The sequence below is a fragment of the Bradyrhizobium sp. AZCC 2262 genome (assembly GCF_036924535.1).
GTDB lineage: Bacteria > Pseudomonadota > Alphaproteobacteria > Rhizobiales > Xanthobacteraceae > Bradyrhizobium.
The window spans coordinates 4,756,381-4,769,264 of the sequence record NZ_JAZHRT010000001.1; the positions used below are offsets into that span (position 1 = coordinate 4,756,381).

Below are 12,884 nucleotides of genomic sequence, written 5' to 3' on the forward strand. Positions count from 1 at the left end.
CGCCCAAGTCAAGCAAGGGAATGACGCTTGGCACGCGCGGGGCCCCCGCGTAATTGGATGGCATCGGACAGCGGCCCGGCGCTATGATCGCGGCCAGTATTCTTCTCCGCAGAAAATCCAAACGGGAGCGAACATGGACCTGAAATTCTCCAAGGTGACGCGCAAGGGACCGATCACGATCATCACGCTGTCGCGGCCCGAAGTGTACAATGCGTTGCATATCGACGCGCATTTCGAGCTCAACAAGGTGTTCGACGATTTCTCCGCCGACCCCGAGCAATGGGTCGCGATCGTCACGGGCACCGGCGACAAGGCGTTCTGCGCGGGCAACGACCTTAAATGGCAGGCAGCGGGGGGAGAGCGCGGCTGGGACAAGGGCGGCTTTGCCGGCCTCACCACGCGGTTCGACTGCGACAAGCCGATCATCGCCGCCGTCAACGGCGTCGCAATGGGCGGCGGTTTCGAGATTGCGCTGGCCTGCGACCTCATCATCGCATCGGAGAACGCCACCTTCGCGCTGCCCGAACCGCGCGTCGGCCTCGCTGCGCTCGCCGGCGGCGTACACCGGTTGCCGCGGCAGATCGGGCTGAAGCGCGCCATGGGCATGATCCTCACCGCCCGCCACGTCTCGGCCAAGGAGGGGCTCGAACTGGGTTTTGTGAATGAGGTGGTTCCGGCCGGCGAAGCGCTGGTAGCAGCGGAACGCTGGGCGGAGACGATCTGCAAGAACTCGCCGATGTCGATCCGCGCCTCCAAGCAGGCGATCCAGAGGGGGCTTGAAGGCTCGCTGGAGCAGGCGATGGCCGAGCAGCGGGAATATCCGGCGGTGAAGGCAATGGCGGCCTCGCAGGATTACATCGAGGGGCCGAAGGCGTTTTCCGAGAAGCGTCCGCCGAAATGGCTGGGGAAGTGACGCTTCGTCATTCCGGGATGGTGCGTTAGCACCAGACCCGGAATCTCGAGATTCCGGGTTCGATGCTTCGCATCGCCCCGGAATGACGGAGATAATCACTTCGCCCCCAACTCCCGCTTGTACGACGCGTAGTTCGGCTGATCGACGGCGAGCTTGTCCATCGTGGTCTGCCAGAGATGCTCGGCCAATCCCGGCGTCTGCAGATCGACCTTGCCCTTTGAAATCTTGTCCGACAGTGTGCGGTTCAGCTCGATCAGCGAGCCATCCGCGCCGAGCAAACGCTTCAGCCGCTCGGCCTCGGCGGCATCATTACCCTGCTCCAGCGCCAATTGCCGCGTGACCAGATCCAGCGCATTGATGCCGACGCGGAGCTTGAAGGCGTCGTGGCCCTTGATGAAGGGCGTGATCTCGTTGCGGAGGAAATCCGCGACCGCCCTGATCAGTTCGGTGGGTGTCGGTTCGTCCTGCATCTTACCCTCCTCTCGGAGCTAGCAATCTCAGCAAATCAATTTCCGTTTCCGACGAACGCCGTCCGATCATGGCGCGCTCCATCGAATGATCCGGGCCTTTCCGGAAACGCTGCATCATGCCGCAGCACATGATGCCCCAGCGCAGTGTGCCCATCACTTCCCAGAACATCACACGGTCAGGATCGACCTTGCGGCCGGCTTCCTCATAGCCTGCGAATAATTCCTCGCGCGAACCAAAGCCGCCGACCGGCTTGTCGATCTCGCCGAAACGCCAGGAGTTGACGCAGATCCAGCCGAGATCCTCCATGGGATCGCCGAAATGCGCGAGCTCCCAGTCCAGCACCGCGCGCACGCCGTCGGGGCCGATGATGAGATTGCCGTGGCGGAAATCGCCGTGCACCAGCGTCACCTCCTTCGACGGCCCGGGGTCGCGCTCGCGCAGCCAGCGCAGCGCCAGTTCGAACACCGGACGCGGCCAGTTGAAACTACGGTACTCACGTTCGAGGTCAGCGATCTCCTTTGTCGCGGTCATCTCGCGCAGCTTCGGCAATTTCGCAGCCGGCAAGCCGTGAATGCCAGCGATAACCTTGCCAAGCTGACGTGCGAGAATCGGCCGCGCTTTTGCGAATTGCTCATCGCGCAGAATCTTGCGCGCGATGGTCTCGCCTTCGATGCGCTGCATGATGAAGCCGGTGCCGAGTTCGTCCGCGGGCGTCAGCACATGCATCACCCGCGGCGACGGCAGACCGGCGTCATGCGCGAGCTGCATCAATGTCGCCTCGGCATCGAGCCCGGCGGCCCGTCCCGGCGACGCGCCATAGCCCGGCGGCGCACGGCGCAGGATGGCGCCGGTGTTGCCGCCCGCGTGAACGATGTCGAACGTCCAGGTCTCCTGGCTGGCGCCGCCGGAAAGTTTTGCGGCCCCAGTCACGCCGGTCGCCCCCTTATACCAGGAGGCGACACAGCGTCCGAGTTGGTCCTCGATCATTTGCCCCTGAACTTGGCCGGGCGCTTTTCCAGGAATGCGGTGACGCCTTCCTTGAAATCTTCCGCCGCGCCCGCGATGCGCTGCGATTCGAATTCGAGGTTGAGCTGTTCCTCGAAGGAATTTTCCGGGCTGTCCCAATAGAGTTTTCGGATCAGCGACAGCGCGATCGTCGGGCCATTGGCAAGATCATGCGCGAGCTTCATCGCCTCTTCCATCAACACCGCATCGTCGTAGACGCGGTTGACGAGGCCCCATTCCAGCGCCTTCTCGGCCGGCAGCCGCTCGCCCATCAGCGACAGTTCGACCGAACGCGCCTTGCCGATCATCCGCGGCAAGAGCCAAGTCGAGCCGCAATCCGGCACCAGGCCGATGCGGCGGAACGCCTGCAGGAAATAGGACGAGCGCGCGCACACGATCATGTCGCCCATCAATGCAAAACTCATCCCGGCGCCGGCGGCGGGGCCATTGACCGCCGACACGATCGGGCAATGCAGCCGGCGCAGCCGCCGCAGGAACGGATGGAAACCGATTTCCAGCGATTGCCCGGCGTTGCTCTTGCCGGGCTTCTGGTTGTTGCGGCCCTGCAGATTGGCGCCGGTGCAGAACGCGCGTCCGGCACCGGTCAGCACCAGGCAACGCACCTCATCCCGCTTGTCGTCGATCGCATCGAGCGCCTCGCCGAGACCGCCCAGCATGTCCATCGAGACCGCGTTCATGACCTCCTGATGGTCGAGCTTGAGAATGGCGACCGGGCCGTCGAAATCGAGCGTGACATGCTTGAACTGCATTGCTTCCTCATGACTTGTGTTTACGCGCTATTTCGCTGCGCGGAAGATAGGATGTCTCGGCCCATATTTGATTTTCCGGGCAGGCTTGTCCATGGTTGCATTAGAACATCTGCCCGCCACTGGGCGCACGACTTATCGCGCCCCAAAGCAAATGAAAACACCCCAAGGGGAATATCAAATGAGCATCTTTGACCTCACCGGCCGCACGGCGGTCATCACTGGCGGCAACGGCGGCATCGGCCTTGGCATCGCGCAGGCGTTGAACGCGCAAGGCTGCAACGTCTCGATCTGGGGCCGCAACGCCGACAAGAACAAGGGCGCGGCGGCAACCATGTCGGCCGGTCCCGCCAAGGTAGATACCCAAATCTGCGACGTCTCCGATCCCGCTTCCGTCAAGGCCGCAATGAAGGCGACCCTCGACAGTTTCGGCCGGGTCGACGGCTGCTTTGCCAATGCCGGCATCGGCGGCGGTGGACGCCGCGCCTTCATCGACCGCACCGAGGAAGAATGGCGGCGCATGTTTGCGACCAATCTCGATGGCGTCTTTCATGTGTTCCAGGTTGCCGCCCGCCACATGACCGAACGCGCCGAGGCCGGCGACAAGTTCGGTCGGCTGGTCGCAACCTCGAGCCTGGCGTCGCTGTTCGGCACCGCGCGCAACGAGCATTACGCCGGCACCAAAGCGGCGCTGAACGCGCTGTGCCGTGCGCTCGCCGTTGAGCTGGCGCGCCACGGCGTCACCGCGAATGCGATCCTGCCCGGCTGGATCAAGAGCGACATGACCGCCGGCATCATGGGGAATGAAAAATTCGTCGCCAACGTGATGCCGCGCATCCCGGTGCGCCGCTTCGGCGAGCCCACGGATTTCGGCGGCATCGCCGTGTACATCATGAGCAAGGCGTCGTCGTATCATACGGCTGATTGTTTTGTGATCGATGGCGGGTACACGGCGTTTTGAAGTTGGGTGCGGCCGGTGGCCTCGCCCTTCGGGGTGAGGGGGAAGAGCGAACCTTGTAGCCCGGATGAGCGAAGCGACATCCGGGGCAACTCTAACACCGTCCCGGATATCGCTTCGCTCATCCGGGCTACGAACTGAACGCGGCTTCGCGATCTCGCGACACATGGCGTCCGAGGTTTGCCAGCAACTTCCCACCCTCCAATCAGAGGGCGCAGGGAAGACCGGGTGCTTGCTGCACCCGCGGTCTCGCGTGCGATTTGCGCTAAAGAAAATGCACACGAGCATACAGGGCAGCGGGAGCATTCCGGCCTTCCCTGCGCAATGGCTTTACGGCTTACTTCGTGCTCTTCCCGGAGAACGGCTCTTTTGCCTCCGTCGCCCGTGAAAAACTTTCGCTTCTCTCGGACTTAACGCCAGCACCGCGGCGCCCGAACCACACGACTTCGCCGTACGCTCGAGCCGCACACGTCAGTCGCAGCTCTCGCGTCCATCGCATCTCACCGCGCGTTCGTGACGATCGCGAGCGCCCCTCATCCGCCGTGAGACAAGCGGAGTTATGCGGCTGATTTGGGTGAGAACGAAAGCGGAATATTTTTGATTCCCGGGCTTGACACGATTTCGGAAAATCCGAATTGATTTGCCCGTCAGGCAACGGGTTCCCGATGAACCCGGCGGGTCATCGACAAGGGCAAAGCGATTGTCCCGGTTTGCGGGAATCTCCATCGCGCCGGGCCGTGATTGTTTCCCGAAACGATCGAAGCCAGCTTCCACCAAGCAGCCAGGCTGAGTTTGCCGGCTGCCTGATGGAGGATCGCTTCATGACAGCCGACAGACGCACGTTCCTGAGTGCGGGCCTCGGAGTAGCCGCGGCCGTTGCCTCTCGCAACCACAGTCCGACGATTCCAGCGCGCGCCGACGTCACCGAAATGCCGTCGCTCAGCACCGACCGCAGCCTTCGCACTGAGGCGAGCGCGGATTTTGGTCGCCTGCTTCACAGCGAGCCGCGCGCGGTAGCGCAGCCGGCATCCGGTGCTGATATTGCGAGCCTGATGCGCTGGGTTGGGAATCAGGGTTTGAAGATTGCGGCGCGCGGACAGGGCCATTCGATCTACGGCCGCTCGTTAAGCGAGGACGGCATCGTGATCGACATGAGCAAACTCGATGCGATCCGCGATCTCCAGCCGGACCGCATAAGCGTCGAGGCCGGCGCCACGTGGAAGAGCGTGCTCGATGCAGCGCTGTCACACGGCATGACGCCGCCGGTTCTCACCAACTATCTCGGCCTGTCGGTCGGCGGCACGCTCGCGGTGGGCGGAATCGGTGGTTCGTCATCCCGGTCAGGCATGCAAACCGACAATGTCCTCGAACTGGACGTGGTGACGGGAGATGGAAACAAAATTACATGTTCGGCGACGTCGCATCCGGATGTTTTTGACGGCGTTCGAGCCGGCCTCGGCCAATGCGGCATCATCACGCGAGCAACGCTGCGCCTGGTCCGCGCACCCGAGCGCGTCCGGCGGTTTCAGCTGTTTTATCCTGACTTGGTCGCCCTGATCGCCGATCAGCGGCTTGTGCTGGACCAGCCGCGTTTCGACCAGTTGCAAGGAGCAATCCTTCCCGATGGCGCCGGCGGCTGGCGATATCAGCTCGACGGTGCCGTGTTCTACAACAGCGATCGAACGCCCGAGGACAAGGCCGTGCTGTCCGGACTGTCGGATCTGCGCAGCGCCGCCGTGATTGCCGACCTGACCTGGCGCGACGACGCCCTAGCGTTCGCAAAGTTCGAGGCCTTGCTCCGATCGAAAGGCCAGTGGTCCAATCCAAAACCCTGGCTGTTGACATTCCTGCGCGGCACCAACGCCGAGCAGATCGTGCGTGAGATCATGGACGGATTGACCGGCGCCGATGTCGGCCCATTCGGCCGGATCACCTGCTATCCCATGCGCACCAGCGCCTGCCGTACGCCGCTGTTCCGCTTGCCCGAAGAGAATATCGTCTTTCCCTTCAACATCATCCGTATTCCGCCGTCAGACGACGCCGCAACGGCGCAGCGAATGGTCGCGCAGAACCGCGCGCTTTACGAACGCATCCGCGACGCCGGCGGGGTCCAGTATCCGGTCGGCGCGTTTCCGATGTCGCACGGCGATTGGAGCAATCATTTCGGATCAAGCTGGCCACGATTTCTGGAAATCAAGCGGCGCTGTGATCCGGCCAACGCGCTCGCCCCAGGTTACGGCATATTCTGAGTTTTTTTGGCGCATGACCTCTTCGGAAAACCGGCGCCCACCTTGCGCTGAAGCGGCCCTCCGGGTCCGGATCATGCGCTAGATCAGATCGGTCTTGAGGCCGTTCGCCAGAAAGTCCACGAAGCGCCGCATGCGCTCCAGCGGCGCCCGCGTCGGCGGCCAGACGAGCTGGACCGGCATTCCCTCGGTTTCGAATTCCGTCAGAACGATCGCGAGCTTCCCCTCGTCCACGAACTCCCTGATTTGCCAGAGCGGCAATTGAGCAAGGCCGAGGCCTTCGCTGGCGGCCGCGCGGATAGCCGCGGCACTGTTCGAGCGAAAACGGCCGCTCACGATGACGGTCTGCAGCTTGCCGCCAACGCGAAACGGCCATTTGTCGGCGACGCCTGTGCCTGCCCGCAGAATGCAGTGATGACCTTCAAGCTCATCGGGGTGCTTCGGACTGCCATGCTGGGCGAAATACGACGGAGCACCGCAGGTTACGACGCGCAGCGCCTGCAGTCGGCGCGCCGTCAGGGACTCATCGACGGATCGCCGATCCGGACGGCGATATCCAGACCGTCCGCAAGGAGGTCAACCTGTTCATCGGACGCCTTCAATTCGATCTCGACGTTCGGATAGAGTTTCAGAAAGCGGCCAATGATCGGGGCGACATAAGACGATGCAAACAGCACCGGCGCACCGACCTTCAGCGGACCCGATACTTCGCCGCGAATGTTGGCGGCCTCGTTCCGCGCTTGAAGGATCTCCGCGACCGCCGGCTTGATGCGCTCGTAGAACATTCGTCCGGCTTCCGTGGGGTCCGAGCGCCGTGTGGTGCGCTTCACAAGTTCCACACCAACGGCGCGTTCCAACGCAATCAGTGAACGGTTCAGGGACTGCAGCGGACGTCGAAGGTGGCGCGAGGCGGCAGCCTGGCTGCCGTTCTCGACAATCGCCACGAACGCCTCGAGGTCGTCCAACCGTTCCACGCCGGAATTCCTGTCTTCAGGGATGCGGTATCACAAAATACATCGACCATCCCTCTGGCACCGATCCCGACTGGGCGGCAAGTGAATGGCCTGCAATTACCAAGGAAAGACGTGGATCGCCGGAACATCTGGCGCGAAGACGCGCTTCGCGCTTTAGCCCGGCCGTGACGAAAAGTGAGTGGCCGTCAGGCGGAGAAGTTCTGCCCTACCGGCTCATCCCCACGGTCCGCGCGATGCAGGCCGGCCCCACGCACCTCGGCGCGGATAATTTCGTCCGGCGTCGAGGGACGGCGCGCCGCCGCCTGCGCCCATCTCGGCCGCCAGCTGCTGCAGCGCTGCGATGCGGTTCTCGGTCGAGGGGTGCGTCGTGAACAGATTGTCCATGCCATGACCCGACAACGGGTTGATGATGAACATGTGCGCGGTCGCCGGATTGCGCTCGGCTTCCATGTTCGGGACCTGATGCGCGGCATTGGCGATTTTCGACAGCGCGGACGCGAGCCACATCGGCTGGCCGCAGATGCGCGCGCCGAGATCGTCGGCGGCGTATTCGCGGGTCCGGCTGATCGCCATCTGCACGAGCATGGCGCCGAGCGGGGCCAGGATCATCATGGCGATCGAGCCGATGATGCCGGGGCCATGGTTGTTGTCGCGGTTGCCGCCAAAGAACATGCCGAACTGCGCCAGCATCGAGATCGCGCCGGCGATGGTCGCGGTGATGGTCATCAGCAGCGTGTCGTGGTTTTTGACGTGCGCGAGCTCATGCGCGATCACGCCGGCGAGCTCCTCGCGGCTGAGCTGTTGCATCAGGCCCGTGGTCACCGCGACCGCCGCATTCTCTGGATTGCGGCCGGTGGCGAACGCGTTGGGCTGCGCCTCGTCCATCACGAACACGCGCGGCATCGGCAGGCCGGCGCGGCCGGCCAATTCGGCCACGAGATGGACGAGGTCGGGCGCGCTGTTGCGGTCGACCTCATGGGCGCCGTACATCGACAGCACCATGCGGTCCGAATTCCAGTAGGCGAACAGGTTTGTCGCAGCCGCGATCACCAGCGCGATCATGGCCCCGCTGGCGCCGCCAATCAGATAGCCGACGCCCATGAAGAGGCCGGTAAGACCGGCCAGAAGAATGGCAGTCTTCAGATAGCTCATTGTCGTCTCCTTTGCCCGCCCGCGGCCGGACGCCGGGGCCGGCATCCCAAAGGTAGGAATTGCGCTGCCGGCGCTTCAAGATGCCGGGGTGCGTCGAGGCGCCGCGTTTGGCGGCGGAAACCACCCTCTCGGATTACCGAACCGTAATCTGCCGGCTCCGCCTGGCACTCGGGGCTTCCCGACGGTTGCCCATCGCCTGCTTGTACAACGCCAACACCGCCGTCTACATTGCCCGGCAACGAGCAGCGCAGGCGGTTGTTCCGCCCTGCGAAAGCAAAGCGCGAGGCAATCGCGTCTGTTCGTCGGAAGAACTGGGGAGGAATTGACCAATGTTTTCGCACGTCATGATCGGCACCAACGACCTCGAAAAGGCCAAGGCGTTTTACGACGCGCTGCTCGGCACGCTCGATATCCGGCCGGCCAGGGTCGACGGCCACCGCATTTTCTACATCACCAAGACCGGCATATTCTCGGTGTCGAAGCCGATCAACGGCGAGCCCGCAACCCACGCCAATGGCGGCACCATCGGCTTTGCAGCGAACTCGCCCGAGCAGGCCGACGCCTGGCACGCGGCCGGTCTCGCCAATGGCGGCAAGACCTGCGAAAATCCGCCGGGCGTACGCGAAGGCAGCGCGGGCAAACTCTATCTCGCCTATTTGCGCGATCTCGACGGCAACAAAATCTGCGCGATGCACCGGATGGCGACGTAGATCGCAGGATGGGATACGGCTTCGGCTAACCACCCTACGCATTAAAAAGCAATTGGGAGGCCAAACCATGAATCGATTTATCGGATCTCTGGCGGCCTCCGCCGCATTGTTCGCGGCGAACCTGCTGCCGGCCCACGCCGAGATGGACGTCGCTCAGCTCAAGAAGGCGATCGAGACGTCGATCGCGGGCGACTATCCAAAGCTCGACGCGCTCTACAAGGAACTCCACGCCCATCCGGAGCTTGCATTTCAGGAAGTGAAAACCGCAGCCAGGCTGGCCGCGGAGATGCGTGCACTCGGCTTCGACGTCACCGAGAACGTCGGCAAGACCGGCTTGGTCGCGATCTACAAAAATGGCGACGGGCCCACCATCATGGTGCGCACCGAGCTCGACGGCCTGCCGATGGAGGAGAAGACCGGGCTTCCCTATGCGAGCCGTGACAAGACCAACTGGAGCGGGCGGGAGGTGTTCGTCGCCCATAGCTGCGGCCACGACATTCACATGGCGAGCTGGGTCGGAACGGCGAAGATGCTGCTCAGCATGAAAGACCGGTGGAACGGCACGCTGATGTTCATCGCCCAACCGGCGGAGGAGATTGTGGCCGGCGCCCGTGCCATGATTGCGGCTGGCCTGTTCACGCGCTTTCCCAAGCCCGACATCGCGCTTGCCCTGCATGACGGCCCATTCTCCCATGGCACGGTCTTCTATCGTACCGGGGTCGGCTCGTCCGCCGCCGACGGTCTCGAGATCACATTCCACGGCCGCGGCGGTCACGGTTCGGCGCCGCACACGACCGTCGATCCCGTTGCGATTGCGGCGCGGTTCATCGTCGACGTACAAGGCGTGATCAGCCGCGAAAAGGATCCAACCGAATTCGGCGTCGTAACGATCGGTGCCATTCACGGTGGCACCGCTGGAAATATCATTCCCGACTCCGTGCAACTCTCCGGCACCATTCGCTCCTTCAAGCCCGAGGTTCGCGCCAAAATGCATGCCGGGATCGAACGAACGGCAAAGGCCGCTGCCGCCATGTCAGGCGCACCCGCGCCCGATATCAGGATTCTCGAGGGCACCAAGCCCATCATGAACGATCCCGATGTGGTCGCCGCCATTGCTGAAGCGTTGAAGACGGCATTTGGCGACAAGTTCAGGGTTTCGCCGCCGGGGACCGCCAGCGAGGATTTCTCCGAATTCGCCGGCGCAGGCGTACCGTCGATGATGTTCAACATCGGCGTCTATGATCAGGAACGTATCGACGCGGCACGCAACGGCGACGGCCCGCCAATACCGTCCAATCATTCGCCGCTGTTCGCGCCGGTGCCGAAGCCGACCATCGAAACCGGCGTCACCGCCATGACGCTCGCGGTGCTCAGCTGGTTCGACAAGGCCCGGCGCAAATGATCGGAAACCGCGGGGTAGGCTAACCCACCCTGGACACTTGCCATGAGACGGAAAATCGCGGCGGCCTCGCCCGCGCTTGTACAAGCCCTGCCCCGCCGTCTACATTGCCGGCCAACGAGCCGAGTGCGCGCCCGCAAGATGAACGTTCTTGCGCAAATGGGAGGAAATAATCCATGAAACACGCCTATATCCCGCGAACGACGACCTACAACCTCAATCCGGGCGAGGAACTCAACGATTTGCGCATGTCGGACGAGGTTCGTCCGCTCTACGAGCACGTCAAGAAATTCATCCGCGAGACCGTCGACCCGATGTCGGTCGAGTTCATGCGGCTTGGCGAGGCCAAGAAGGACCGCTGGAGCTTTACGCCTGAACAGCTCGCGGTGCTGCAGAAGGCCAAGGACAAGGCCAAGGAGGAAGGCCTGTGGAACTTCTTCCTGCCCGATGACGAGACCGGCCAGGGCCTGAAGAATCTCGACTACGCTTATATCGCGGTCGAGCTTGCGAAAAATCCGATGGCCTCGGAAACCATGAACTGCTCGGCGCCGGACACCGGCAACATGGAAGTGCTGGAGCGCGTCGGCACCAAGGCGCAGAAGGAGAAGTGGCTGAAGCCGCTGCTGGCGGGCGAAATCCGCTCGGCTTACGCGATGACGGAGCCGAATGTCGCCTCATCCGACGCCAAGAACATTTCGACCACGGCAAAGCTGGTCGGCGACGAATGGGTGATCAACGGCGAGAAATACTACATCTCCGGCGCCGGCGATCCGCGCTGCAAGATCATGATCGTGATGGTGAAGACCAATCCGGACGCGCCGCCGAGCAAGCAGCAGTCGCAGATCCTGGTGCCGATCGACACCCCCGGTGTCGAGATTCTGGGCCCGATGCACGTGTTCGGCCACGACCACGCGCCGCGCGGCCACATGCACCTGCGCTTCAACAATTGCCGGGTGCCAAAGGAGAACATGCTGCTCGGCGAAGGCCGCGGTTTTGAGATCTCGCAAGTCCGCCTTGGACCGGGCCGCATCCATCACTGCATGCGCACGATCGGCAAGGCCGAAAAGGCGCTCGACCTGATGGTGCAGCGCGGCCTCACCCGCGAAGCCTTCGGCAAGAAGATCGCCCATCTCGGCGGCAACATGCAGATCATCGCGCAGGCGCGCTGCGAAATCGAAGCGATGCGGCTGATGGTGCTGAAGGCCGCGAAGGCGATGGACGTGCTCGGCAACAAGGAAGCGCGGATCTGGGTCAGCATGGTGAAAGCCATGGTGCCGGAGCGCACCTGCAAGATCATCGACCAGGCGATCCAGATGCACGGCGCCACCGGCATTTCGCACTGGAGCCCGCTCGGCGAAATGTACCAGGACGTCCGGCACCTGCGCTTCGCCGACGGTCCGGATGAAGTGCACTGGATGGTGGTCGGCCGGCACGAACTGAGCATGCCGTAAGGCTGATTTCGCGAACGACGTCATTGCCTGCGACAAACGCGAAGCGTTTGCGCAAGGGAGCGAAGCGACGAAGCAATCCATCTATCCCCGCGTGGCGAGATGGATTGCATCGCTTCGCTCGCAATGACGGGAGAATTAGGCCCTGCTCTACCCCACGAGTCCCCCATGCAATACAATCCCAGCGACTTAAAACCCCGCGAGCGCTACAAGGTGCTCACCTCTTTCGTGCTGCCGCGGCCGATTGCGTGGGTGACGACGATGGGCGCAACCGGCGTCGTGAACGCCGCGCCATTCAGCTTCTTCAACGTGTTCTGCGAGGACCCCCCGCTCTGCATGTTCGCCGCCAACCTGCGGCCCGACGGCCGGGTCAAGGATACCGTTATCAACATCCGGCGTACCGGCGAGTTCGTGGTCAACATGACCGACGAGGCGCTGGCGCACGCGATGCACGAGAGCAGCGGCGACTTCCCGCCCGATATCGGCGAGCCGGACTATCTGAACCTCAAGGTGGCGCCGTCGACGAAAATCGCGGCGCCGCGGCTGGCCGATGCGCCATTTTCGATGGAATGCAAGACCTGGAAGGAAATCGACGTCAACGGCGATCGCTTGCTGGTGATGGGCGAAGGCATCCACTTCCATATCCGCGACGACCTCTGGGACCACGCCGCGATGCGCGTGCACATGGAGCGCTATCACCCGATCGGCCGCATGTTCGCCGATCGTTACTGCCGGACGGATGACCGCGTGGTGTTTCCACCTGCCGAGGGGGCGAAGACTACCGCCTAATTCGTAGTTCGTAGGGTGGGCAAAGCGAAGCGTGCCCACCATTCCAACCACG

The 12,884-nt window shown here is 63.0% G+C and carries 11 protein-coding genes and 1 pseudogene; 7 read left to right on the forward strand and 5 right to left on the reverse strand.

Going from position 1 to position 12,884, the window contains the following annotated elements; all coding sequences use genetic code 11:
- Window positions 1-133: 133 nt before the first annotated feature.
- Window positions 134-913, forward strand: coding sequence for an enoyl-CoA hydratase-related protein (locus tag V1283_RS22620; protein ID WP_334388671.1), 780 nt, complete (start codon window positions 134-136; stop codon window positions 911-913).
- Between the two features lie 95 nt (window positions 914-1,008).
- On the opposite strand, the gene V1283_RS22625 is transcribed toward V1283_RS22620, so the two are convergent.
- The 3 genes from V1283_RS22625 to V1283_RS22635 are packed head-to-tail and all read right to left on the reverse strand — an operon-like array spanning window position 1,009 to window position 3,159.
- Window positions 1,009-1,383, reverse strand: coding sequence for a DUF6285 domain-containing protein (locus V1283_RS22625; RefSeq protein WP_334388672.1), 375 nt, complete (start codon window positions 1,381-1,383; stop codon window positions 1,009-1,011).
- A gap of 1 nt (window position 1,384) precedes the next feature.
- Entirely contained in the window at window positions 1,385-2,371 is a 987-nt protein-coding gene (locus tag V1283_RS22630) for a phosphotransferase family protein (RefSeq protein WP_334388674.1), read from the reverse strand.
- Window positions 2,368-3,159 (reverse strand): enoyl-CoA hydratase/isomerase, encoded by a 792-nt coding sequence (locus tag V1283_RS22635; RefSeq protein ID WP_334388676.1) that lies wholly within the window; start codon window positions 3,157-3,159, stop codon window positions 2,368-2,370. The genes V1283_RS22630 and V1283_RS22635 overlap by 4 nt, the downstream gene beginning before the upstream one ends.
- Before the next feature lie 178 nt (window positions 3,160-3,337).
- Here V1283_RS22635 and V1283_RS22640 point away from each other — a divergent pair, with 178 nt between their 5' ends.
- Window positions 3,338-4,117, forward strand: coding sequence for an SDR family NAD(P)-dependent oxidoreductase (locus V1283_RS22640; protein ID WP_334388677.1), 780 nt, complete (start codon window positions 3,338-3,340; stop codon window positions 4,115-4,117).
- An 818-nt stretch (window positions 4,118-4,935) separates the two neighbouring features.
- The gene (locus V1283_RS22645) at window positions 4,936-6,363 is read left to right on the forward strand and encodes an FAD-binding protein (protein ID WP_334388678.1); all 1,428 of its coding nucleotides are present in this window, start codon (window positions 4,936-4,938) and stop codon (window positions 6,361-6,363) included.
- Window positions 6,364-6,441: 78 nt separating this feature from the next.
- Here V1283_RS22645 and V1283_RS44770 read toward each other — a convergent pair.
- Together V1283_RS44770 and htpX are read right to left on the reverse strand one after the other, a co-directional pair.
- Window positions 6,442-7,334 (reverse strand): annotated as a pseudogene (locus V1283_RS44770) (LysR family transcriptional regulator).
- Between the two features lie 213 nt (window positions 7,335-7,547).
- Window positions 7,548-8,486, reverse strand: coding sequence for a zinc metalloprotease HtpX (htpX, locus tag V1283_RS22660; RefSeq protein ID WP_334388680.1), 939 nt, complete (start codon window positions 8,484-8,486; stop codon window positions 7,548-7,550).
- 329 nt (window positions 8,487-8,815) lie between these two features.
- On the opposite strand from htpX, the gene V1283_RS22665 reads away from it, so the two are divergent.
- From V1283_RS22665 to V1283_RS22680, 4 genes are all read left to right on the forward strand, one after another.
- A complete protein-coding gene (locus V1283_RS22665; RefSeq protein WP_334388681.1) occupies window positions 8,816-9,196 on the forward strand; it encodes a VOC family protein in 381 nt (126 codons plus the stop codon).
- Between the two features lie 67 nt (window positions 9,197-9,263).
- Entirely contained in the window at window positions 9,264-10,598 is a 1,335-nt protein-coding gene (locus V1283_RS22670; RefSeq protein ID WP_334388682.1) for an amidohydrolase, read from the forward strand.
- Window positions 10,599-10,771: 173 nt separating this feature from the next.
- The gene (locus V1283_RS22675; RefSeq protein ID WP_334388683.1) at window positions 10,772-12,046 is read left to right on the forward strand and encodes an acyl-CoA dehydrogenase family protein; all 1,275 of its coding nucleotides are present in this window, start codon (window positions 10,772-10,774) and stop codon (window positions 12,044-12,046) included.
- 165 nt (window positions 12,047-12,211) lie between these two features.
- A complete protein-coding gene (locus tag V1283_RS22680) occupies window positions 12,212-12,832 on the forward strand; it encodes a flavin reductase family protein (RefSeq protein WP_334388684.1) in 621 nt (206 codons plus the stop codon).
- Window positions 12,833-12,884: the final 52 nt, after the last annotated feature.

Coding starts and splice junctions, on each gene's coding strand:
- V1283_RS22670 (WP_334388682.1), top strand. CDS start 9,264: ATGAATCGATTTATCGGATCTCTGGCGGCCTCCGCCGCATTGTTCGCG.
- V1283_RS22675 (WP_334388683.1), top strand. CDS start 10,772: ATGAAACACGCCTATATCCCGCGAACGACGACCTACAACCTCAATCCG.
- V1283_RS22645 (WP_334388678.1), top strand. CDS start 4,936: ATGACAGCCGACAGACGCACGTTCCTGAGTGCGGGCCTCGGAGTAGCC.
- V1283_RS22630 (WP_334388674.1), bottom strand. CDS start 2,371: ATGATCGAGGACCAACTCGGACGCTGTGTCGCCTCCTGGTATAAGGGG.
- htpX (WP_334388680.1), bottom strand. CDS start 8,486: ATGAGCTATCTGAAGACTGCCATTCTTCTGGCCGGTCTTACCGGCCTC.
- V1283_RS22620 (WP_334388671.1), top strand. CDS start 134: ATGGACCTGAAATTCTCCAAGGTGACGCGCAAGGGACCGATCACGATC.
- V1283_RS22625 (WP_334388672.1), bottom strand. CDS start 1,383: ATGCAGGACGAACCGACACCCACCGAACTGATCAGGGCGGTCGCGGAT.
- V1283_RS22635 (WP_334388676.1), bottom strand. CDS start 3,159: ATGCAGTTCAAGCATGTCACGCTCGATTTCGACGGCCCGGTCGCCATT.
- V1283_RS22665 (WP_334388681.1), top strand. CDS start 8,816: ATGTTTTCGCACGTCATGATCGGCACCAACGACCTCGAAAAGGCCAAG.
- V1283_RS22640 (WP_334388677.1), top strand. CDS start 3,338: ATGAGCATCTTTGACCTCACCGGCCGCACGGCGGTCATCACTGGCGGC.
- V1283_RS22680 (WP_334388684.1), top strand. CDS start 12,212: ATGCAATACAATCCCAGCGACTTAAAACCCCGCGAGCGCTACAAGGTG.